The 24,092-nt window shown below is 62.4% G+C and carries 11 protein-coding genes; 5 read left to right on the forward strand and 6 right to left on the reverse strand.

Annotated features, from left to right (window positions below; all coding sequences use genetic code 11):
• Positions 1-57: 57 nt before the first annotated feature.
• Genes ACW9HX_RS19865 through ACW9HX_RS19885 form a run of 5 tightly spaced genes read right to left on the reverse strand, consistent with a single transcriptional unit; the run spans position 58 to position 6,331 of the window.
• On the reverse strand, positions 58-855 hold the full coding sequence (locus ACW9HX_RS19865) for an enoyl-CoA hydratase/isomerase family protein (RefSeq protein ID WP_457381913.1): 798 nt from the start codon (positions 853-855) through the stop codon (positions 58-60).
• Entirely contained in the window at positions 852-2,009 is a 1,158-nt protein-coding gene (atuD, locus tag ACW9HX_RS19870; RefSeq protein WP_085710720.1) for a citronellyl-CoA dehydrogenase, read from the reverse strand. The genes ACW9HX_RS19865 and atuD overlap by 4 nt, the downstream gene beginning before the upstream one ends.
• A 29-nt stretch (positions 2,010-2,038) precedes the next feature.
• A complete protein-coding gene (gene atuC, locus ACW9HX_RS19875) occupies positions 2,039-3,655 on the reverse strand; it encodes a geranyl-CoA carboxylase subunit beta (RefSeq protein ID WP_457381914.1) in 1,617 nt (538 codons plus the stop codon).
• Positions 3,656-3,658: 3 nt separating this feature from the next.
• A complete protein-coding gene (locus ACW9HX_RS19880; RefSeq protein WP_457381915.1) occupies positions 3,659-4,528 on the reverse strand; it encodes an SDR family oxidoreductase in 870 nt (289 codons plus the stop codon).
• 12 nt (positions 4,529-4,540) lie between these two features.
• Complete coding sequence (locus ACW9HX_RS19885; RefSeq protein ID WP_457381916.1) at positions 4,541-6,331, reverse strand: acyclic terpene utilization AtuA family protein; 1,791 nt, start codon at positions 6,329-6,331, stop codon at positions 4,541-4,543.
• A gap of 187 nt (positions 6,332-6,518) precedes the next feature.
• Here ACW9HX_RS19885 and ACW9HX_RS19890 point away from each other — a divergent pair, with 187 nt between their 5' ends.
• From ACW9HX_RS19890 to ACW9HX_RS19900, 3 genes are all read left to right on the forward strand, one after another.
• Positions 6,519-7,142, forward strand: coding sequence for a TetR/AcrR family transcriptional regulator (locus ACW9HX_RS19890; RefSeq protein WP_457381917.1), 624 nt, complete (start codon positions 6,519-6,521; stop codon positions 7,140-7,142).
• Positions 7,143-7,233: 91 nt separating this feature from the next.
• Positions 7,234-8,031 (forward strand): substrate-binding periplasmic protein, encoded by a 798-nt coding sequence (locus tag ACW9HX_RS19895; protein ID WP_457381918.1) that lies wholly within the window; start codon positions 7,234-7,236, stop codon positions 8,029-8,031.
• A gap of 87 nt (positions 8,032-8,118) precedes the next feature.
• The gene (locus ACW9HX_RS19900; protein ID WP_457381919.1) at positions 8,119-9,132 is read left to right on the forward strand and encodes a GNAT family N-acetyltransferase; all 1,014 of its coding nucleotides are present in this window, start codon (positions 8,119-8,121) and stop codon (positions 9,130-9,132) included.
• Between the two features lie 71 nt (positions 9,133-9,203).
• Here ACW9HX_RS19900 and ACW9HX_RS19905 read toward each other — a convergent pair whose 3' ends face one another.
• Entirely contained in the window at positions 9,204-9,758 is a 555-nt protein-coding gene (locus tag ACW9HX_RS19905) for an RNA polymerase factor sigma-70 (protein WP_169431282.1), read from the reverse strand.
• A gap of 380 nt (positions 9,759-10,138) precedes the next feature.
• Here ACW9HX_RS19905 and ACW9HX_RS19910 point away from each other — a divergent pair, with 380 nt between their 5' ends.
• A complete protein-coding gene (locus tag ACW9HX_RS19910) occupies positions 10,139-23,140 on the forward strand; it encodes a non-ribosomal peptide synthetase (RefSeq protein WP_457381920.1) in 13,002 nt (4,333 codons plus the stop codon).
• A gap of 120 nt (positions 23,141-23,260) precedes the next feature.
• Positions 23,261-24,085, forward strand: a complete 825-nt coding sequence (locus tag ACW9HX_RS19915; RefSeq protein ID WP_457381921.1) for an alpha/beta fold hydrolase — start codon at positions 23,261-23,263, stop codon at positions 24,083-24,085.
• Positions 24,086-24,092 lie beyond the last annotated feature (7 nt).

The following is a 24,092-nucleotide window of genomic DNA, read 5'->3' on the forward strand; positions in this document are numbered from 1 at the left end:
CACAGGATTTGTGAATGACACAGATCCAATGTGGGAGCGGGCTTGCCCGCGAAGCTTTCAGGAGGCCCACTTCGGTTTACGCTTTTGCACGAACGCCATCGTGCCTTCGATACCTTCGGCACCGGTCACGGCTTCGCTGAACCACCGCGCCGCTTCATCCAGCAATTCACTCGACGGCTGGCCGGCGCTGGCCAGCAAGAGTTTCTTGGTGGCGGCGTTCGCTTCGGGGGCGCAGCACAGGACATGTTGCAGCACTTCATCCAACCGTTCGGCAAGTGCCTGGGGATCCTGCTCGACAAAATGCACCAGCCCCAGGCGCCGTGCCTGATGGCCGTCGAAACGCGCGGCAGTCAGCGCCAGGCGACGGGCTTCGGTAAGGCCGATGCGTTGCACCACAAACGGTGCGATCTGCGCCGGCAGCAGACCGAGGCTGGTTTCCGGCAGACCGAATTGCGTCTGATGATCGGCCAGCGCGATATCGCTCACGCACGCCAGTCCGAAACCGCCCCCGAGCACCGCGCCTTGCAGAACGGTGATCAGCACTTGTGGCGCGTGCTGCGCTTCTTCCAGCAACGATCCGAAAGTGCGGTTCAACTCGCGATAGGCATCGCTGCCCTGAGCGCGGGCGTTGGCCATGTCCTTGATGTCGCCACCGGCACAGAAATGCCCGCCAGCCCCGCTGAGCACCAGTGCGCGAACGCTGCGGTCATCGCGCACGGCGGCGAACACTGAACGCAGTTCGGCGACCATTTGCAGGCTCATGGCGTTGCGGCTTTCAGGGCGATTGAGGGTGATGTGCAGCACGCCGTTATGCGGCTCCAGCAACAGCGTCTGGCAATCGGGCAGGGTGCTCATTTCTTTTTCCCCGGCAGGATGCCCATCAGTTTGCAGATGATCCCCAGCATGATTTCGTCGGCGCCGCCGCCAATCGATACCAGCCGTACGTCGCGATAGGCGCGGGCCACCGGGTTGTCCCACATGAAGCCCATGCCGCCCCAGTATTGCAGGCAACTGTCGCTGACTTCGCGACCGAGGCGCCCGGCCTTGAGCTTGGCCATGGAAGCCAGTCGGGTCACGTCCTGGCCTTTCACGTATTGCTCGGTGGCCTGATAGACCAGCGCCCGCAGGCATTCGATTTCGGTCTGCAGTTCGGCGAGGCGGAAATGGATCACCTGATTGTCGATCAGCGCATTGCCGAAGGTCTTGCGTTCCTTGCAGTACTCGATGGTGCTGTCGACGCAGTATTCCAGGCCCTTGATCATGTTGGCCGCACCGAACAGGCGTTCCTCCTGGAACTGCAGCATCTGCATCATGAACCCGGCACCTTCATGGCCGATGCGATTGCGTTGGGGCACCCGTACGTTGTCAAAAAACACCTGGGCGGTTTCCGAGCTGCGCATGCCGAGCTTGTCCAGATGCGAACTGAGGCTGATGCCCGGGGTGTTCATCGGCACCATGATCAGCGACTTGTTGACGTGCGGCTTGTCGTCCGAGGTATTGGCCAGCAGGCAGATGAAATCGGCGCTCGGCGAGTTGGTGATCCACATCTTGCTGCCGTTGATCACATAGTCGTCGCCGTCCTTGCGCGCGGTGGTCTTGAGCCCGGCGACGTCGGAGCCGGCACCGACTTCCGACACGCCGATGCAGCCAACCTGCTCGCCGGTGATCGCCGGGCGCAGGAATTCGTCGCGCAGCTCATCGGAACCGAAGCGGGCGAGGGCCGGGGTACACATGTCGGTCTGCACGCCGATCGACATCGGAATGCCGCCGCAATGGATGGTGCCGAACTCTTCGGCCGCGACGATCGAATAGCTGTAGTCCAGGCCCATGCCGCCGAATTTTTCCGGCTTGGAAATCCCCAGCAAGCCGAGGTCGCCGGCCTTGCGGAAAATCTCGTGGATCGGAAAACGCCCGGCCTTTTCCCATTCATCGACGTGCGGGTTGATCTCGTGTTCGACGAATTGGCGGACGGTGCGGCGCAGTGCTTCGTGTTCCGGGGTGAAGATCATTTTTATTGTTCTCCTTGAGTCCGTGGCAATCAGAACCGGCTGACGCCGAAGCTGTTGGGGGCCAGCGTGCGGATGTCGGCTTCGTGGCAGATGTCCAGCAGGTAACCGAGCAGGGTACGGGTGTCGCGCGGATCGATCAGTCCGTCGTCCCACAGGTTGGCGCTGCCGTAGAGGGCGGTGGACTGGCTGTCGAGTTTCTGCGCGGTGACCTGCTCCAGCATGTCGAGCATTTTCGGATCGGGCACCAGGCCGTCCTTCAATTGCTTGGCTTCGGTGACGATGCGCAACACCTTGCCGGCCTGGGCGCCGCCCATCACGGCGGTGCGGCTGTTGGGCCAGGCGAAGATGAAACGCGGATCGAGCCCGCGCCCGCACATCGCGTAGTTGCCCGCGCCATAGGAGCCGCCGACCACGATCGTCAGTTTCGGCACCCGCGCATTGGCCACGGCCTGGATCAATTTGGAGCCGTGCTTGATCACGCCGTGCTGTTCCGATTCGGTGCCGACCATGAACCCGGTGGTGTTGTGGAAAAACAGCAGGGGTGTCTGGCTCTGGTCGCACAGCTGAATGAACTGCGCCGCCTTGCTTGCGCCATTGGGTGTGATCGGGCCGTTGTTGCCGATGAAGCCGCAGGCGCGACCCTGAATTTTCAGGTGGCCGCAGATGGTCTGCTGATCGAACTCGCCCTTGAACTCCATGAAGCGCGATTCATCGGCGATCCGCGCAATGATTTCGCGCACGTCGTAGGGCTTTTTCGGGTCATCCGGGATCAGGCCCAGCAGTTCGTCGATGGGGTACAGCGGTTCCTTGTATTGCGGTTCGGGTAGCCATGGAAGCTGCTCGTTCCAGTTCAGCAGGCTGACGATTTCCCGCACCTGACGTACGCCGTCGGCATCGTTCTCGGCCAGGTATTCGGCGGTGCCGGCCACTTGCGCGTGCATCTCGGCACCGCCCAGTTCTTCGTCGGTGGCGACTTCACCGGTCGCTGCTTTAAGCAATGGGGGACCTGCGAGAAACAGCTTGGCCTTGCCGCGCACCACCACCACGTAATCCGACAGCCCCGGCTGATAGGCGCCACCAGCGGTGGCCGAGCCGTGGACCACGGTGATCTGCGGCAAACCCATGGCCGACATCCGCGCCTGATTGGCAAAGCTGCGTGCGCCTTCGACGAAAATTTCCGCCGCGTAATTGAGGTTGGCGCCGCCGCTTTCGGCAAGGGTGATCACCGGCAGTTTGTTTTCCTGGGCGATCTGTTGCAGGCGCAGGGATTTTTTCAGGCCTGACGGAGAAATCGTCCCGCCCTTGATCGCGCTGTTGTTCGCCACGATCAAGGCACGCACGCCGGACACGTAGCCAATGCCCGCGATCAAACCGCCACCGGCCGAACTGCCGTCCTTGTCGTCGTGCAGTTTGTAGCCGGCCAGGCTGGCCAGTTCGAGAAATGGCGCGCCAGGATCGAGCAGCAGGTTCAGGCGCTCGCGAGGTAGCAATTGCCCGCGTTTGTCGAACTTCGGTTTGGCTTCGGCGGCCTTGTTCAGCAGGTTCTGTTCGAGCTGCTGGACTTGCTCGATGGCAGCGAGCATCGCTGCGCGGTTGCGGGCGAAGGCTTCGCTGTGCGGGTCAAGCTGAGACTGGATCTGCGGCATGGCTTACTCCTTGTCCTTCAAGACATCCGGCATATAGGCCCGGTGAAAACCGTTGAAGGATTCGCTGTGGGTCGCCTTGTGCAACGGCCATGCGCGACTGCCCAGGCTGGCCGCGCCATCGATGCGCAACGTGCTGCCGCTGATGAACGCGGCAGCCGGGCTGAGCAGAAACACGATCGCGGCGCTGACCTCAGATTCGGTGCCGATGCGTTTGAGCGGCACGTGTTCGCGCAAGGTCGGGATAACAGCCTTGAACGCACCTTCATAGGTGTCCATGCCGCTGGAGGCGATCCAGCCCGGCGCCACCGCATTCACCCGGACGCCGGCATAACCCCATTCGAACGCCGCCGTTTTGGTGAAGTTGTCCATGCCCGAACGCGCGGCGCCTGAGTGGCCCATGCCGGGCATGCCGCCCCACATGTCGGCGAGCATGTTGACGATGCTGCCGCCGTGTTTGCTCATCGATTGATTGAACACTTCCCGGGCCATCAAAAAACCGCCGACCAGATTGGTGCGCAGCACGGTTTCGAAGCCTTTCTGATTGATCGAGGCCAAGGGCGACGGGTACTGGCCGCCGGCGTTGTTGACCAGCCCATGGATCGGCCCGTGTTCACGGATCAATTCGCTGACCAGCGCCTTCACCGCTTCTTCGTCACGGATGTCGCAAGCCTTCCAGTGCGCCCGGCCACCGTCCTCGGCGATTTCTGCGGCGACGGCTTGCAGCTTTTCCGGCTTGCGCCCGACCAGCACCACGCTGGCCCCGAGCGCTGCCAGTTCATGGGCGGTGCAACGCCCGATGCCGCTGCCGCCACCGGTGACGATGACGGTCTGACCGCTGAACAGATCAGCCCTGAAAATCGATTCGAACGCCATGGTGCCAATCCTCTAGTCGAACTGCTCGGCGATGCTCTGCGGCACCGGGATCTGGATTTCCAGCAATTGCTGGGCGAAGGCCTTGCCTTGCGGGTCGATGCGCAGGCTCGCCACGCCGCCGCCACCGAGGGCGTTTTCCAGCAGGAAATTCAGGCTGTGGGTACCCGGCAGATACCAGCGTTCGACCCGGCCGTGAATCGGGTCGAGGACATGGCTCATCCAGTCCACGACCACCGCCGGGGTCAGCGCCTCGGCGATCCATGGCAGGTATTCCGGCCGGCGTGGCATGACGCCAATGTTGCTGTGATTGCCCTTGTCGCCGGAGCGCGCCACGGCCAGTTTCACCAGCGCTACGCTGGCGTCGGCGCGGCCATGGGGTTTAGGCGTTTCGTAGGGCAGGGGCAGATCCTGGCTGTCGAGGATGGCCGAGGCGGGCAGGGCAAACGGGTGGCGCTCGCCGGCGATGTCGATCTGCAAGCTGCAGGCGCTTTTGTCGATCAGGAACGAGAACAGCCGGATCAGCGGATACACCGTCGGCCGCCCGCCGACGATGCCGGTCAGCCCTGGCGCCATGCCGGTGGCAGCCTGGGCGATTTCCCGGGAGAACAGGATCAAGGCCTGTTTGTTCGGGTGGCGCACGGCGAGTTTGATCACTACTTCGCGGCTGTCCCGGCGCTGGCCGTGAGGGCCGTAGGTGGCTTCGCTGCCGAGCAGTTCGATGTGGGTTTCGGTGTAAGGGCCCCAGCCGCGTTGCTCGAGCATTTCAGAAGTCTTGTTGATGATCGCCTGGCTGACGCGTCGGGCTTTTTCCACCGCATCGATGCCGGCGATCAGGCAACTGGCGGTGCAGCGGAAACCGTCCGGGTACGTCGCGCTGACCTTGTATTTGTCGCTGGGCGGCAGGCCTTTGGCGCCATGGACGCGGACTGAATTTTTGCCTTGTTGCTGGAGTTTGACCTGGCTGAAATCGCAGACCACATCGGGCAACAGATAGGCCTGCGGATCGCCGATTTCGTAGAGCATCTGCTCGCCGACGGTCAGCGGTGTGACCAGTCCCCCTGAGCCTTCGGGTTTGCTGACAATGAACTGGCCGTCGGCGCTGACTTCGACGATCGGAAAGCCGATGTGCTCGTAATCCGGCACGTCGCGCCAATCGGTGAAGTTGCCGCCAGTGCACTGCGCGCCACATTCGATGATGTGACCGGCCAAGGCTGCTTGAGCGAGTTTGTCGTAGTCATGCCAGGACCAGCCGAATTCATGCACCAGCGCGGCGCTGACCACCGCGCTGTCCACCACACGGCCGGTGATTACGATGTCGGCGCCCAGGCGCAGGGCTTCGACGATGCCCGGGGCGCCGAGGTAGGCGTTGGTCGACACACACATCGGCGGCAGCGGGGCGCCGCTGAACATTTCCGTGATGCCTTGAGAGGTGAGGTGCTTGAATTGCGGTTGCAGGTCATCGCCCAGCAGCACGGCGATTTTCAGCGCCACGCCGGCCTTGTCGCAGGCCGCTTGCAGTGCGGCGGCGCAGGCCCGGGGATTGACCCCGCCGGCATTGCTGATAACGCGGATCTTCTGTTCGGCCAGTTGCGGCAGCAGGGGCGCCAGCACTTCGATGAAATCGCCGGCAAATCCGGCCTGCGGGTCCTTCATACGGGCGCCGGCCATGATCGACATGGTGATCTCGGCCAGGTAGTCGAACACCAGATAATCCAGGTTTGCGCCGGCCACAAGTTGCGCGGCGGCGGTCGAGGTATCTCCCCAGAATGCGCTGGCGCATCCGATGCGGACGGTGGTGGGCATATTTATCTCCGACTCAGCAACCTGTGACAGAAGTGCATCGAGGCTACCAAGCAAGCGCTTGGTTTGTAAACAGGCTAGATTATCTTCTGCCCAAGCGCTTGCTTGGTCGCGGCCGGCGGCTTAAATTGCCCGCGCAACCCTGCGGTTTCAGGGCGGCAGAAGACTGAACGACTGTAGGAGAGAACGGGTGGACGAGCAAAAAGCCCTGAAGGTCATGCGCGAACTGGTCGACGAAGGCCGGTTGACCGACCCGGACAGCGCTCGCGGCAAACTGCTGCAAGTGGCGGCCCACCTGTTTCGCAACAAAGGCTACGAACGCACCACCGTGCGCGACCTGGCCGGCGCCGTGGGGATTCAGTCGGGGAGCATTTTTCATCACTTCAAGAGCAAGGACGAAATCCTGCGCGCGGTGATGGAGGAAACCATCCGCTACAACACGGCGCTGATGCGTGCGGCCCTGGCCGAGGCGGCCAATGTGCGCGAGCGTGTGCTGGCGTTGATCCGCTGTGAATTGCAGTCGATCATGGGCGGCAGCGGCGAAGCGATGGCGGTGCTGGTGTATGAATGGCGCTCGCTGTCCGAAGAGGGGCAGGCGAAAGTGCTGGCGCTGCGTGATATCTACGAAGACATCTGGCTGCAAGTGCTGGGCGAAGCCAAAGAGGCGGGGTTCATCCGTGGCGATGTGTTCATTACCCGACGTTTTCTCACGGGCGCATTATCCTGGACCACCACCTGGTTCCGTGCCGGCGGCAGTCTGAGCCTCGATCAACTGGCCGAAGAAGCGCTGATTCTGGTGCTTGAAGAGCGCTGATCACTTTCTATCGGCCCGGGAAACTGGCTAACTGGGCGAAACCGCCTAGCTTGAATGCATGGAACAGTACTTTTTCGGGGAGTGGGGTGTTTTGAAGTCTTCGTCAAATCGGACGGCCGCCGGGCTGATGTTCGCAGCGCTGGCTGCATCCTGGGTTATACCCGCGCAGGCGGTGCAAGTGGTTCGAGTGGGTGCGGCGCATTTCCCGCCCTACACCATTCGCCCGGAAAACGGAGCCGACACGGGGCTGCTGCCGGAGCTGGTCGCTGCATTGAACAGCGCTCAGAGCGACTACCGCTTCGAGCTTGTCCCCACCTCGATTCCACGACGGTTCGGCGATTTCAAGGAAGGCCGCACGGACATGGCGATCTTCGAGAACCCGGACTGGGGCTGGAAAGACATTCCCCACACCACGGTCGACATGGGGCTGGAGGACGCGGAGATTTTCGTCGCGCAAAAAGAACCCGGCCGCCAGCAGAATTACTTCGCCGATCTCAAGGGCAAACGGCTGGCTCTCTACAGCGGCTATCACTACGAGTTCGCCAACTTCAATGCCGACCCCAAATACCTTGCGGACACCTACAACGCCACGCTGACCTATTCCCACGACAGCAACCTGTTGATGGTGCTGCGCGGGCGGGCCGACATTGCGCTGGTCACGCGCTCCTATCTGTTCGATTACCTGCTGCGCAACGAAAAGGTGCGCGATGAATTGCTGGTCTCCCAGCGCATCGATCAGATCTACCACCATTACGCGATTCTCAGCCCGAAGGCGCCGATCACCGGCGAAGCGTTCGGCAAGCTGCTGAAGGGGCTGCGCGACAATGGGCAGATGCTGAAGATTTTCGATCCGTACAAGATTGCCGTGGTGCCGGTGCCTCACCCATGACGGACGGTTTTTCACGGACGGCCTAAATTTCCCGCCCCGGCTCACGTCCCATCGTTGAACTGTCGACGATTATCGTGAGCCCGACCCATGTCCAATCTGAATGACCTGACTGCCCTGGCCTTGCCTTCGGGCAGTCAACTGATAGCCGATGCCACTGAAAGCCGTCTGAGCCTCAGCCTGGACGGGCAACCGCTGATTCGCCTGCGCCTCGATCGTGAGGGCCAGGGGCCGATCCAGATCGATGAACGCTATGCATTGCCGCCAGGTCAGGCGCTGTGGGCGGCCTGTTATTGGCTGTTTGCCCGGGATCCGGCGCGTCAGCAATTGATCTGGCAACTGGATCAGTCGCCGACCGAAGCCTTGCTCAGCGGCTTGCTGGTGAGCACCGAAGTGGCGGGCGAATATCGCTGCGAACGCACGTTGTTCTGGCAACTGCCGCAACCTTGGCTGGGCACCTCGCTGACCGGCAGTTATCCGCAGCAAATGGTCATCAGCAATGGCAAGCGCCATCCGCTGCGCCCGGTGAAACCGCGCGGTGAGGTTTATCGGCGCTTTGATGCACGCCTAGGCGCTTGGATTTCTTTGCGAACGGTGGAGATCGAGCAGGATCTCGCACGTTTCAACCGTTGGCAGAACAGTCCGCGAGTCGCCAGTTTCTGGCAGGAGGAGGGCAGCCTCGAACAGCATCGCGAGTACCTGAGCAAGCTCGACGCTGACCCGCACACCTTGACGTTGATTGGCTGTTTCGACGACCAGCCGTTTGCTTATTTCGAAGCCTACTGGGCCAAGGAAGATCGCATCGCGCCGTTCTACGATGCCGATAACTACGATCGCGGGATTCATATGCTGGTCGGGGAAGAGGATCATCGCGGCCCGCACAAGGTGGCGAGCTGGCTGTCGGCGCTGGTGCACTACCTGTTTCTGGATGATCCGCGCACTCAGCGCGTCGTTGCGGAGCCGCGTGCCGACAACGCGAAGATGATCGGCCACATGCACAACCAGTGCTTCCACTGCGAAAAGGAATTCGACTTCCCGCACAAGCGCGCGGCGTTGATGATTCTGGGGCGCGAGCGGTTTTTTGATCGCTGCAAACTGGTGTGATGCCTCGTTGAAACAAAAAAAGATCGCAGCCCTTCAACGAAGGCGGCGAGCTTTTTTTGGGCGGCGTGCTGTCAGCGACGGTTTGCGGTCATGACATCTGCCCGGCTGCCCGACACTTTGCGGCAATGCACCAGCGCATCACGAATCATGAAGTTGACCAGGGTCGGCGAAACGCCGAGTTCCTTGGCGATGTCCTTTTGCGGCACGCCATGCAGACGGTACATCTCGAAGGCATAGCGTGTGCGGACCGGCAGCTCGGTCAGTGCATCGGCGATGTGTTCCAGGGTCGAGAAGTTGATGTGTGAGGTTTCCGGCGAGGCGCCCTGAATGACCACGTTCAACCCTTCCTCCTCGGGGCCGGCGTACTTCTGCTCCAGCGCCTGTTTGCGGTAGTGATCGATGGCCAGATTGCGCACGATCTGGAACAGATAACTCAGCTGGGCCTTGATCGACGACGTGATCGGCGGCGCCGATTGCAGTCGGAAGAACGCATCCTGCACCACATCTTCGGCGCGTGAACGGCAGCCGGTAATGCGGGCTGCAATCTTGACCAGAATCAGTCGATTGTCGACGAATGCCTGAAGTAGCGGTGAATCGCACCTGCTTGTGGATACTTGTTCCGTCATGGAAATCACCTTGCTGCCAATAGGTTAGTGGGACGCCTGGGGGACGGGGCCGTCCTACACATCGAGCGACAAATTATGTTGAATGATAATGATTGTCAATTGAGAAAGAGAACTAATGATCCATAACGGTGCGATCTGAGAACTGCGACACGCCGCCGCACTCATCCAAGCGCCCAGCCCCATTGGCGATCCAGCCTGCCGACTAATTATTTCAAGACGTCATCCGTTCTCATTGGTGAATGGTTCCGGGTACGCAGCCCCGGACCTACCGCATTCCAATGCCTTGCACGGTCGGCGAAGACCGTGTCCCGCATGCCTTGCACAGGCATGCCGCAGCCAACCCGATTCCACCAGCAAGCCGAATTCAGGCAGGAAACCTCATGACCGACGCGTTCGAACTCCCCAGCACCCTGGTCCAAGCCCTCCAGCGCCGCGCGGCCCTGACGCCGGATCGGCTGGCCTTGCGCTTTCTCGCTGAAACCGAGGAGCAGGCTGTGGTGCTCAGTTACCGCGAACTCGATCAGCGTGCACGCACCATCGCCGCGGTGTTGCAGACCGAGGCCGGATTCGGTGATCGCGCGGTGCTGCTGTTTCCGAGCGGCCCGGATTACGTCGCGGCGTTTTTCGGTTGCCTGTACGCAGGCGTGATCGCGGTGCCGGCTTATCCGCCGGAATCGACCAAGCGTCACCATCAGGAACGCCTGCTGTCGATCATTGCCGACGCCGAGCCACGGCTGCTGCTGACCAGCGCCGACCTGCGCGACGCCCTGCAGCAAATCGAAGGCGCGCCGCCGCTGTTGTGCGTCGATACCCTCGACAGTGCGCTGGCCGACCGTTGGCTCGAACCGACCCTGCCGCAAGACCACATCGCCTTCCTGCAATACACCTCTGGCTCCACCGCGCTGCCCAAAGGCGTGCAGGTCAGCCACGGTAATCTGGTGGCCAACGAACTGTTGATCCGCCACGGCTTCGGCATCGACGTGAACCCCGACGACGTGATCGTCAGCTGGCTGCCGCTGTACCACGACATGGGCCTGATCGGTGGTCTGCTGCAACCGATCTTCAGCGGCGTGCCGTGCATCCTGATGTCACCGGCGTACTTCCTTGGCCGGCCGTTGCGCTGGCTCGAAGCGATCAGCCAATACGGCGGCACCATCAGCGGCGGGCCGGACTTTGCCTATCGACTGTGCAGCGAGCGGGTCAGCGAATCGGCGCTCGAGCGTCTCGATCTGAGCCGCTGGCGTGTGGCCTATTCCGGCTCCGAGCCGATCCGTCTCGATACCCTCGAGCGCTTCGCCGAGAAGTTCACCGCGTGCGGTTTCAGCGAAAGCAGTTTCATGGCGTCCTACGGTCTGGCGGAAGCGACCCTGTTCGTAGCAGGCACGCCGCGCGGTAAAGGGATTCCTGCATTGCGTGTGGACGATCAAGCCCTGGCGCAAAATCGCGCCGAACCGGGCGAGGGCAGCCCGATCATGAGTTGCGGTATCAGCCAGCCCGATCATGCGGTGTTGATCGTTGAGCCGAGCACGCTTGAAGAACTGGCCGACAACGCCGTCGGTGAAGTCTGGGCGACTGGTCCGAGCATCGCCCACGGCTATTGGCGCAACCCCGAGGCCAGTGCCAAGACCTTCGTTCAGCACGCCGGCCAGACCTGGTTGCGCACCGGAGACCTGGGCTTCGTTCGCGACGGCGAGTTGTTCATTACTGGTCGCCTGAAAGACATGCTGATCGTGCGCGGCCACAACCTCTATCCGCAGGACATCGAAAAGACGGTCGAGAACGAAGTGGAGGTGGTGCGCAAGGGCCGTGTCGCGGCGTTCGCGGTCAATCAGAATGGCGAGGAGGGCATCGGTATCGCAGCGGAAATCAGCCGCAGCGTGCAGAAAATCCTCCCACCCGAAGCACTGATCAAAGCCATCCGTCAGGCCGTGGCCGAGGCGTATCAGGAAGCGCCGAGCGTGGTGGTGTTGCTCAATCCGGGTGCGCTGCCGAAGACCTCCAGCGGCAAGTTGCAGCGTTCGGCCTGCCGCAATCGTCTGGCCGACGGCAGCCTCGACAGCTACGCGGTGTTCCCGTCGGCCACTGCTCAAACCGCTCAGGATTCGACCGCGTCCGCGTCTGAGCTGGAAGGTCTGATCGGCCAAATCTGGGCCGAGCAACTCAACGTCAAACAGGTCAACGCCGACGACCATTTCTTCCTGCTCGGCGGCAACTCGATCGCCGCCGCCCAAGTGATTGCCAAGGTTCGCGAAGAGCTAAGCCTGGAGCTGAACCTGCGCCTGCTGTTCGAAGCGCCGACCCTGTCCGCATTCGCCGCCGCCGTGGCGCAACAGCAACAGGACGGCGGCAGCGCCCAAGGCGAAATCACCGCGTTGCCGCGTCATGAAGCATTGCCGCAATCCCTGGCGCAAAACCGTTTGTGGATCACCTGGCAACTCGACCCCCAGAGCAGCGCCTACAACATTCCCGGCGCCCTGCGCCTGCGTGGCGAACTGGACGAAGACGCATTGCGCGCCAGTTTCCAGCAACTGATCGAGCGCCACGAATCCCTGCGTACTCGATTCTTCGAACGCGACGGCGTGGCGTTGCAACAGGTCGAAACGGCGGGCGAGTTCAACCTGCAACTGGTCGACATCAGCGATCTGCCGGCCGCCGAGCGTGAGGCTCGTGCGCAACAGATTCGCGAGGACGAAGCCCGTACCCAGTTCGATCTGGAGAAAGGCCCGCTGCTGTGGGTGACGCTGGTTCGCCTCGACGATGAAGATCACCAATTGCTGGTGACGATGCACCACATCATCGCCGACGGCTGGTCGCTGAACGTGCTGATCGACGAGTTCTCGCGCCTGTACGCCGCCGCTTCCCAAGGCCAGCGCGCCGAACTTGCGCCGCTGCCCACCCAATACGCCGACTACGGCAGTTGGCAGCGCCAATGGCTGGCGCAGGGCGAGGGCGAGCGGCAACTGGCGTACTGGAAAGCGCAGTTGGGTGATGAGCATCCGACCCTGGAACTGGCGACCGACCATCCACGTTCCGCCAAACAAATTCACAGCGCCGCACGCCACAGCGTTCGTCTGGGAATCAGCCTCAGCGACGCCATCCGCCAGACTGCCCAAGCCTATCAATCCACGCCATTCATGCTGCTGCTCTCGGCCTTCCAAAGCCTGTTGCATCGTTACAGCGGTCAACGCGACATTCGCATCGGTGTGCCGAACGCCAACCGTCCGCGCCTGGAAACCCAGGGCCTGATCGGCTTCTTCATCAACACCCAGGTGCTGCGTGCCGACGTCGATTCGCGCCTGCCGTTCACCGAACTGCTGGCGCAAACCCGTCAGGCTGCACTCGGTGCTCAGGCGAACCAGGACCTGCCATTCGAACAACTGCTCGAAGCCTTCCCGCAGGCCCGCGAACAGGGCCTGTTCCAGGTCATGTTCAACCACCAGCAACGCGACCTGAGTGCGCTCAAACGTCTGCCGGGCCTGCTCGCCGAAGAGCTGCCGTGGCACAGCCGCGAGGCCAAGTTCGATCTGCAACTGCACAGCGAAGAAGACCGTAATGGTCGTCTGACGCTGTCCTTCGACTATGCCGATGAACTGTTCGACGCGACAACCATCGAGCGACTGGCCGAGCATTTCAGCAACCTGCTGCGCGCTGTTTGCGAACGTCCGGAACAAGCCATCGGCGATCTGCAACTGCTGACCGCCGACGAAAATACTCAGCAAAACGCATGGAGCGTTGCCCCGTGCTCGCCAGCGCAACAATGGCTGCCGGAACTGCTGAATGAGCAGGCCCGGCAAACCCCGGATCGCACCGCACTGGTGTGGGACGGCGGCAGCCTCGACTTTGCCGAACTGCACGCCCAGGCCAACCGTCTCGCCCATTACCTGCGCGACAAGGGCGTCGGCCCGGACGTCTGCGTGGCCATCGCTGCCGAGCGTTCGCCGCAACTGTTGATCGGCCTGCTGGCAATCATCAAGGCCGGTGGCGCCTATGTGCCGCTGGACCCGGACTACCCGGCCGAGCGCCTGGCCTACATGCTCGGCGACAGCGGCGTCGAACTGCTGCTGACCCAGACTGCATTGCTCGACCGCTTGCCGGCCAGCGAAGGCGTCAGCGTGATCGCCATGGACACCCTGCACCTGGAGAACTGGCCGAGCCAGGCACCGGGCCTGCACCTGCACGGCGACAACCTCGCCTACGTGATTTACACCTCCGGCTCCACTGGCCAGCCCAAAGGCGTGGGCAACACCCACGCGGCATTGGCCGAACGTCTGCAATGGATGCAGGACACCTATCGCCTGAACGACACCGACGTGCTGATGCAAAAGGCGCCGATCAGTTTCGACGTGTCGGTTTGGGAATGCTTCTGGCCGCTGATCACTGGCGCGCGTCTGTTGATCGCCGGCCCCGGTGAACACCGCGATCCGCATCGCATCGCGCAGCTGGTTCAACAGTACGGCGTGACCACGTTGCACTTCGTGCCGCCGCTGCTTTCGCTGTTCATCGACGAACCGTTGAGCGCCGAATGCACCAGCCTGCGCCGCGTGTTCTCCGGCGGTGAAGCGCTGCCGGCGGAACTGCGCAACCGCGTGCTGGCGCAACTGCCGGCGGTGCAACTGCACAACCGTTACGGCCCGACTGAAACCGCGATCAACGTCACCCACTGGCATTGCACCGTGGCCGATGGCGAGCGTTCGCCGATTGGCCGTCCGCTGGGCAACGTGGTCTGTCGCGTGCTCGACAGCGATCTGAATCCAGTGCCGGCCGGTGTGCCGGGTGAACTGTGCATCAGCGGTATCGGCCTGGCCCGGGGTTATCTCGGCCGCCCGGCGTTGACCGCCGAACGTTTCGTGGTTGATCCGCTGGGCGAGCAGGGTGCGCGTCTGTACCGCACCGGTGACCGCGCGCGCTGGGCCCACGATGGCGTGATCGAATACCTCGGCCGCCTCGATCAGCAGGTCAAACTGCGCGGCTTCCGCGTCGAGCCGGAAGAGATCGAAGCGCGTCTGCTGGCTCAGGACGGCGTCGCTCAAGCCGCCGTGCTGGTGCGTGAAACCGTCGCCGGCCCGCAACTGATCGGCTACTTCACCGCCACTGATGCCAGTCAAGATCAGGACGCGCAAATCGCTCGCCTGAAAACCGCACTGGCTGCCGAGCTGCCGGAATACATGGTCCCGGCGCAACTGATGCGCCTCGACGCAATGCCCCTGAGCCCGAGCGGCAAACTCGACCGCCGCGCCTTGCCCGAGCCGCAATGGCAGGTGCGCGAACACATCGAACCAGTCAGCGAACTGGAGCAACAGATCGCCGGGATCTGGCGTGAAGTGCTGGGCCTGAAGCAGGTCGGCCTGCGCGATGACTTCTTCGCCCTCGGCGGTCACTCGCTGCTGGCCACCCAAATCATCTCCCGCACCCGTCAGGCCTGCGACGTCGAATTGCCGTTGCGTGCACTGTTCGAACACAGCGAGTTGGGTGCTTTTGCCGAGCAGATCCGCCAGATTCAGGCCAGCGGCCGCACCAACCAACAGCCGCCGATCGACAAGGTTGATCGCAGCCAACCGGTGCCGCTGTCCTATTCCCAGCAGCGCATGTGGTTCCTCTGGCAGATGGAACCCGACAGCCCGGCATACAACGTCGGCGGCATGGCGCGCCTGCGTGGCGTGCTGGATGTCGGGCGTTTCGAAGCCGCGTTGCAAGCGCTGATCCTGCGTCATGAAACCCTGCGCACCACGTTCCCGAGCGTCGACGGCGTGGCCCGTCAGCAGGTGCATGCCGAGACGGGCGTGGTCATGGACTGGAAGGATTTCTCGCAATTTGCCGCCGATGTGCGCGAGCAGAAAGTCCAGCAACTGGCTGACGACGAAGCACACCTGCCGTTCGATCTGGAGACCGGCCCGCTGTTGCGCGCCTGCCTGGTCAAGACCGCCGAGCACGAGCACTACTTCGTCCTGACCCTGCACCACATCGTCACCGAAGGCTGGGCGATGGACATCTTCGCCCGGGAACTCAGCGCTCTGTACGAAGCGTTCGTCGATGACCGCGATTCGCCGCTGGAACCGCTGCCGGTGCAGTACCTCGACTACAGCGTGTGGCAGCGCAACTGGCTGGAATCCGGCGAGCGTCAGCGTCAGCTCGATTACTGGACCGCACAACTGGGCCGCGAACATCCACTGCTGGAATTGCCGGGCGACCGTCCGCGTCCGCCAGTGCAAAGCCACCAGGGCGAGTTGTTCCGTTTCGACCTCAGCGATGACCTTGCTGCTCGCGTCCGGGCGTTCAATGCGCAGAACGGTCTGACCCTGTTCATGACCATGACCGCCGCACTTGCAACGTTGCTCTATCGCTACAGCGGCCAGACCGATCTGCGCATCGGCGCACCAGTGGCCAACCGTATCCGTCCGGAAAGCGAAGGGCTGATCGGTGCGTTTCTCAATACTCAAGTGTTGCGTTGCCAGCTCGACGGCCAGATGTCGGTCGGCGAATTGTTTGAGCAGGTGCGTCACACCGTGATCGAAGGCCAGTCCCATCAGGACCTGCCGTTCGATCATCTGGTTGAAGCCCTGCAACCACCGCGAAGCGCCGCGTATAACCCGCTGTTCCAGGTGATGTGCAACGTGCAGCGCTGGGAATTCCAGCAGAGCCGCATGCTCGCCGGGATGACCGTCGAGTACCTGGCCAACGATGCACGGGCGACCAAGTTCGACCTCAACCTGGAAGTCACCGACCTCGACCATCGCCTCGGTTGCTGCCTGACGTACAGCACCGACTTGTTCGATGAACCGACCATCGCGCGCATGGCTCGGCATTGGCGCAACCTGCTGGAAGCGTTGATCGCCAATCCGCAACAACGCCTCAGCGAATTGCCGCTGCTCGACGCCCCTGAGCAACAGCAATTACTCGACAGCCTTGGCGTCGAGCCGGGCGAGCGTCGTCTCGACCAGTGCATTCATCACCTGTTCGCCGAACAGGCGCTGGCGCGCAAAGATGCGCCGGCCCTGACCTTCGCCGGGCAGACCCTGAGCTACGCTGAACTCGACGCCCGCGCCAATCGTCTGGCCTGGGCACTGCGTGAACGCGGCGTCGGCCCGCAAGTGCGGGTCGGTCTGGCGCTGGAGCGTTCGCTGGAAATGGTCGTCGGCCTGCTGGCGATCCTCAAGGCCGGCGGTGCCTATGTGCCGCTGGACCCGGAATACCCGCTCGACCGCCTGCATTACATGATCGAAGACAGCGGCGTCGGCCTGCTGCTCAGTGACCGGGCGATGTTCAAGGCCCTTGGTGAATTGCCGCCGAACGTGGCGCGCTGGTGCCTGGACGACGACAGCGCCGCGCTGGCCGATTACCCGGCTACCGAACTGCCATTTATCAGCCTGCCGCAACATCAGGCGTACTTGATTTACACCTCGGGTTCCACCGGCAAGCCGAAAGGCGTGGTGGTGTCCCACGGTGAAATCGCCATGCACTGCCAGGCGGTGATCGAGCGTTTCGGCATGCGTCCGGACGATTGTGAACTGCACTTCTATTCGATCAACTTCGACGCTGCCACCGAGCGTTTGCTGGTGCCGCTGCTCAGCGGTGCTCAGGTGGTGCTGCGTGCGCAAGGGCAGTGGGACGTGGAAGAAATCTGCGGGCTGATCCGCGAACATCGGATCAATATTCTCGGTTTCACCCCGAGCTACGGCAGCCAGTTGGCGCAGTTCCTCGCGACGCAAAACGACATCCTGCCGGTACGCATGATCATCACCGGCGGCGAAGCGTTGACCGGCGAACATCTGCAACGGATCCGTGCAGCGTTCAAGCCGAGCCTGTTCTTCAACGCCTACGGCCCGACCGAAACCGTGGTCATGCCGCTGGCCAGTCTGGCGCCGGAAGTATTGGAGGAGGGCGCCGGCAGTGTGCCGATCGGCAGCGTGATCGGTGATCGTGTGGCGTACATTCTCGACGCCGATCTGGCACTGGTGCCGCAAGGCGCGACCGGTGAATTGTTCGTCGGCGGCGCCGGTCTGGCGGTGGGGTATCACGAGCGTGCGGGCATCACCGCCGAACGTTTCGTCGCTGACCCGTTTGCCGCCGATGGCGGGCGCATGTACCGCACCGGTGACCTGGTGCGCCAGCGCGCCGACGGTCTGGTGGAATACCTGGGTCGGATCGACCATCAGGTGAAGATCCGTGGTTTCCGCATCGAACTGGGCGAGATCGAAAGCCGCCTGCTTGATCACGATTCGATTCGCGAAGCGGTGGTGCTGGCACTGGATGCGCCGAGCGGCAAGCAACTGGTCGGCTATCTCGTAACCGAGGTCGCTTCGCGAAGCGAAGCCGAGCAGGCCGAGCTGCGCGACGCGCTGAAAGCGCACCTGAAGACGCAACTGCCGGACTACATGGTGCCGACGCATTTGATTCTCCTGGAGAGCATGCCGCTGACCGCCAACGGCAAGCTCGACCGCCGCGCCTTGCCGGCGCCGGATCCGGAGCTCAATCGTCAGGATTACGTAGCGCCGAGCAACGAGCTGGAGCAGATCCTGGCGCAGATCTGGTGCGAGGTGCTCAACATCGAGCAGGTTGGTCTGAACGACAACTTCTTCGAACTGGGCGGCGACTCGATCCTGTCGATTCAAGTGGTCAGCCGGGCGCGTCAGCAGGGCATCCACTTCAGCCCGCGCGATCTGTTCCAGCATCAGACCGTGCAGACGCTGGCCGCTGTCGCCAGTCGTACTGAAACCGTCACCGCCGAGCAAGGTCTGGTGTCCGGTGAATCGCGTCTGACGCCGATCCAGCACTGGTTCTTCGACACCGACATTCCCGAGCGTCAGCACTGGAACCAGGCGTTGTTGCTGGAGCCGACGGCGACGCTTGAACCGCATCGTCTGGAACAGGCGTTGCTGGCGGTGATCGAGCAACATGACGCTTTGCGTTTGCGCTTCACCGAGGCCAACGGCGTATGGCAAGCGACCCATCAATCGGTGTCCGATGCCGCCGTGCTGTGGCAGGTTCGCGTGCCGTCGATGGACCAGTGCGCCGCACTGTTCGCCGACGCCCAGCGCAGCCTCGAGCTGGAGCAGGGCCCGCTGGTGCGTGCCTTGTTGATTGACGGACCGGACGGCCAGCAACGGCTGTTCATCGCTATCCATCACCTGGTGGTCGACGGTGTGTCGTGGCGGGTGCTGCTCGACGATCTGCAAACCGTGTATCGCCAGCTCGACGCCGATCAGTCGGTGAAACTGCCGGCGAAAACCAGCGCCTTCAAGGACTGGGCGGCACGCTTGCAGGCCTACGCCGGCAGCGAATCCCTGCGTGAAGAGTTGAGTTGGTGGCAGGCGCAACTGGCCGGCCCGAACGCCGATTTGCCGTGCGAACGTCCTGAGGGCGGTCGCGAGAATCGCCACGCTCAAACCGTCAGCGTGCGTCTGGATGCCGAGCGTACGAAGCAGTTGCTGCAACAGGCACCGAGCGCCTATAGCACGCAGGTCAACGACCTGTTACTGACCGCGCTGGCCCGCGTGCTCTGCCGTTGGAGTGGTCAAGCGTCAGCGCTGATTCAACTGGAAGGCCACGGCCGCGAAACCCTGTTCGACGAGATCGACCTGACCCGCACCGTCGGCTGGTTCACCAGCGCTTATCCGCTGCGTCTGACTCCGCACAACATCGAAGAGGCCGCCGGGCAGGGCGCGTCGATCAAGGCGATCAAGGAGCAACTGCGCGCCGTGCCGCACAAAGGTCTGGGTTATGGCGTGCTGCGTTATCTCGCCGATGATGCCAGCCGTCAGAGCATGGCAGCGTTGCCGAATGCGCCGATCACCTTCAACTACCTTGGCCAGTTCGATCAGAGCTTCGGCAGCGATGCGCTGTTCCGTCCGCTGGATGAATCGGTCGGCGCAGCCCACGATCCGCACGCACCGTTGCCGAACGAGTTGAGCGTCGACAGTCAGGTGTACGGCGGTGAGCTGCTGCTGCGCTGGACTTTCAGCGCCGTACGTTACGACGCGCAGACCATCAATGAATTGGCCGATGCCTATGTCGGCGAGTTGCAGAGCCTGATCGAACACTGCCTGCAAGACGACGCTGGCGGCCTGACACCGTCGGACTTCCCGCTGGCGAAACTGACCCAGGCGCAACTTGACGCACTGCCGGTGCCGGCGGCGCACATCGAAGACGTGTACCCGCTGACCCCGATGCAGGAAGGCATGCTGCTGCACACCTTGCTCGAACCGGGCACCGGTCTGTACTACATGCAGGATCGCTACCGCATCAGCAGCGAACTCGACCCCGAGCGTTTCGCCCAGGCGTGGCAGGCTGTGGTCGCCCGTCATGAAGCGCTGCGTGCGTCGTTCTGCTGGAACGTCGGCGAAGACATGCTGCAAGTGATTCATACGCCGGGTCGCACGCCGATCGAGTATCTGGACTGGAGCGCCATTGCTGACGCTGAGCAAGAGCCGAAACTGCAAGCGCTGCTCAAGGCTGAGCGCGAGGCCGGGTTCGATCTGCTCAATCAGGCGCCGTTCCACTTGCGCCTGATCAAGGTCGGCGCGGCGCGTTACTGGTTCATGATGAGCAACCACCACATCCTGATCGATGCCTGGTGCCGCTCGCTGCTGATGAACGATTTCTTCGAGATCTACACCGCCCTCGGCGAAGGGCGCGAAGCTCAATTGGCGGTGCCGCCGCGTTACCGCGATTACATCGGCTGGCTGCAACGCCAGAGCCTGGCCGAGGCGCGTCAGTGGTGGCAGCAGAACCTGCAAGGGTTCGAGCGCACCACGCCGATCCCGAGCGACCGTCCGTTCCTGCGTGAACACGCCGGCGAAAGTGGCGGCATGATCGTTGGCGACCGCTACACCCGACTGAATGTCGAGGATGGTGCCCGTCTGCGCGAACTGGCACAGGCCCATCAACTGACCATCAACACCTTCGCCCAGGCGGCGTGGGCACTGGTGCTGCGACGCTTGAGCGGTGATCACGACGTGCTGTTCGGCGTGACCGTGGCCGGGCGTCCGGTGGAAATGCCGGAGATGCAACGCACCGTCGGCCTGTTCATCAACAGTATCGCGCTGCGGGTGCAGATCCCGGCGGACGACCAGCGAGCCAGCGTGCGTCAGTGGCTGAGCGGTCTGCTCGACAGCAACATGCAACTGCGCGAGTACGAATACCTGCCGCTGGTGAACATCCAGGAACAGAGCGAACTGCCGAAAGGCCAGCCGCTGTTCGACAGCCTGTTCGTGTTCGAAAACGCCCCGGTGGAAGTCTCGGTACTGGACCGTGCGCAGAGCCTCAACGCGACCTCGGACTCGGGCCGTACCCACACCAACTTCCCGCTGACTGCTGTTTGCTATCCGGGCGATGACCTCGGTCTGCACCTGTCTTACGACCAGCGTTACTTCGACGAGTCGACCATCGAGCGCATGCTCGGCGAGTTCAAGCGTCTGTTGCTGGCGCTGGTCGACGGCTTCCACGGCGACATGGCTGACCTGCCGCTGTTGGGCCATGAGGAACAAGACTTCCTGCTCCACGGCTGCAACCAGAGTGAGCACGACTATCCGCTGGAGCAGAGCTACGTTGAGCTGTTCGAAGCGCAGGTGGCGCAACATCCGCAACGCGTCGCCGCCAGTTGCCTCAATCAACAGCTGAGCTATGCCGAGCTGAACCAGAACACGAACCGTCTCGGCCATGCACTGGTCGCGGCCGGGGTGCAGATGGATCAACCGGTGGCGTTGCTGGGTGAACGTAATCTGGATCTGCTGGGCATGATCATCGGCAGCTTCAAGGCCGGTGCCGGTTACCTGCCGCTGGATCCGGGCCTGCCGAGCCAGCGCCTGCAACGGATCATTGAGCTCAGCCGCACGCCGGTGCTGGTGTGCACCGAGGCTTGCCGTGAACAGGCGACGACCTTGCTGGATGAGTTCAGCTGCGCCAACCGTCCACGCTTGCTGGTGTGGGAAGAGGTTCAGACCGGCGCGGTTTCGTCGGCGAATCCGGGCATCTTCAGTGGGCCGGACAATCTGGCCTATGTGATCTACACCTCGGGTTCCACCGGGTTGCCGAAAGGCGTGATGGTCGAGCAGCGCGGCATGCTCAACAATCAGTTGAGCAAGGTGCCGTACCTGAACCTGAGCGACGCCGATGTGATTGCCCAGACCGCTTCGCAAAGCTTCGACATTTCGGTCTGGCAGTTCCTCGCCGCACCGTTGTTCGGGGCGCGAGTGGACATCGTGCCGAACACCATCGCCCACGATCCGCAAGGTTTGCTGGTGCATGTGCAACAGCAGGGCATCACTGTGCTGGAAAGCGTGCCGTCGCTGATTCAGGGCATGCTTGCCTCGGATCGCTTGAGCCTGGATGGCCTGCGCTGGATGTTGCCGACCGGTGAAGCGATGCCGCCGGAACTGGCGCACCAATGGCTGCTGCGTTATCCGGACATCGGTCTGGTCAACGCCTATGGCCCGGCGGAATGTTCGGACGACGTGGCGTTCTTCCGCGTCGACATGGCCTCGACTCGCGGCAGTTACCTGCCGATCGGTACGCCGACCGACAACAACTTGCTGTACCTGCTCGATGGCGCGCTGGATCTGGTGCCGCTGGGTGCGGTGGGCGAATTGTGCGTGGCCGGCACGGGGGTCGGTCGCGGTTATGTCAGCGATCCACTGCGCACCGCGCCGGTGTTCGTGCCGAATCCGTTTGGTGCGCCGGGTGAGCGTCTGTATCGCACCGGTGACCTGGCGCGCCGTCGCAGTGACGGTGTGCTGGAGTACGTCGGCCGGGTCGATCATCAGGTGAAGATTCGCGGTTACCGGATCGAGCTGGGTGAAATCGAGGCGCGACTGCACGAACAACCGGAAGTCCGCGATGGCGCGGTTGGTGTGCAGGAAGGCGTCAACGGCAAGCATCTGGTCGGCTACCTTGTGGCCGCAGATTCCGCTCTGAATCAGAGCGAGCGCCTGGAGCGGATCAAGCAGCGCCTGCGCGCCGAACTGCCGGAATACATGGTGCCGCTGCACTGGTTGTGGCTCGACCGGTTGCCGCTCAACGCCAACGGCAAACTTGACCGCAAGGCCCTGCCGGTGCTGGAGATCGGCCAGTTGCAGAGCCAGGATTACCTGGCGCCGCGCAGCGATCTGGAGCAGACCCTGGCCGACATCTGGGCCGAGGTGCTGAAGGTCGAGAAGGTCGGGGTACGCGACAACTTCTTCGAACTCGGCGGCCATTCGCTGCTTGCCACGCAGATCGCCTCGCGGGTGCAGAAAACCCTGCAACGGGATGTGCCTCTGCGGGCGATGTTCGAGTGCAGCACGGTGGAGGAACTGGCCGAATACATCGAAGGGCTGGCGGCCAGTGACATTACCGAGGAGAAGGTGGATCGGTTGAATGATCTGATGGCGGCGCTGGAAGGTTTGTAGTCTTCAGCGCTGTGCGTTCAACACAATTCAACCCGTACATTCACGTACATTTCCAGGGTTGACGATCGAGAACCGGCAGCTCAGTCTGCCGGTTCTCTTTTTTTGTCGCGGGGGTGGTCGATGCCTTTCTTCACGGTGGACGGACAAGCGCTTCATTACATTGATCAAGGCACAGGCCCGGCGGTGTTGCTGGCCGGTAGTTACTTGTGGGATCAGGCCATGTGGGCACCGCAGATCGCAGCGCTGTCGCCGCACTATCGAGTGATTGCACTGGATTTGTGGGGCCATGGCGAATCCGGACGTTTGCCTGAAGGCACCACTTCGCTTGACGACATCGCCCGTCAGGCGCTGGCCTTGCTCGATCATCTGGAGATTGACCGGGTAACGCTGGTCGGGCTGTCGGTCGGCGGCATGTGGGGCGTACGCCTCGCCCTGTCGGCACCGCAGCGGCTCAACGGTCTGGTGCTGATGGACACCTACGTCGGCGTCGAGCCGGAACCGACTCGCCAGTATTACTTCTCGCTGTTCAAACAAATCGAAGAAAGCGGCGGGATCTCCGAGCAGTTGCTCGACATCGTGGTGCCGATCTTCTTCCGTCCGGGCATCGACCGGGAGTCGGCGCTCTATCAGGATTTCCGCGCAAAACTCGCGGGTTATTCCGCTGATCGCCTGCGTCAAAGCATCGTGCCGATGGGGCGCATCACCTTTGGTCGCGACGATCTGCTGCCACGTCTGGGCGAACTGAATGCAGCAACGACATTGGTGGTTTGCGGCGATCAGGACAAACCCCGTCCACCGTCGGAAGCCCGGGAAATGACCGAACTGATCGGCTGCCCGTGTGTGCTGGTGCCGGAGGCGGGGCATATCTCCAATCTGGAGAATCCGGAGTTTGTGACGGAGGTGTTGTTCAGTTTTTTGAGTGAGCGCAATCGAAATACGCTGTAATTGCGCA

The organism is Pseudomonas sp. SDO52101_S400, from assembly GCF_054071635.1.

Coding starts and splice junctions, on each gene's coding strand:
- ACW9HX_RS19910 (WP_457381920.1), top strand. CDS start 10,139: ATGACCGACGCGTTCGAACTCCCCAGCACCCTGGTCCAAGCCCTCCAG.
- ACW9HX_RS19915 (WP_457381921.1), top strand. CDS start 23,261: ATGCCTTTCTTCACGGTGGACGGACAAGCGCTTCATTACATTGATCAA.
- atuC (WP_457381914.1), bottom strand. CDS start 3,655: ATGCCGCAGATCCAGTCTCAGCTTGACCCGCACAGCGAAGCCTTCGCC.
- ACW9HX_RS19900 (WP_457381919.1), top strand. CDS start 8,119: ATGTCCAATCTGAATGACCTGACTGCCCTGGCCTTGCCTTCGGGCAGT.
- ACW9HX_RS19865 (WP_457381913.1), bottom strand. CDS start 855: ATGAGCACCCTGCCCGATTGCCAGACGCTGTTGCTGGAGCCGCATAAC.
- ACW9HX_RS19885 (WP_457381916.1), bottom strand. CDS start 6,331: ATGCCCACCACCGTCCGCATCGGATGCGCCAGCGCATTCTGGGGAGAT.
- atuD (WP_085710720.1), bottom strand. CDS start 2,009: ATGATCTTCACCCCGGAACACGAAGCACTGCGCCGCACCGTCCGCCAA.
- ACW9HX_RS19880 (WP_457381915.1), bottom strand. CDS start 4,528: ATGGCGTTCGAATCGATTTTCAGGGCTGATCTGTTCAGCGGTCAGACC.
- ACW9HX_RS19905 (WP_169431282.1), bottom strand. CDS start 9,758: ATGACGGAACAAGTATCCACAAGCAGGTGCGATTCACCGCTACTTCAG.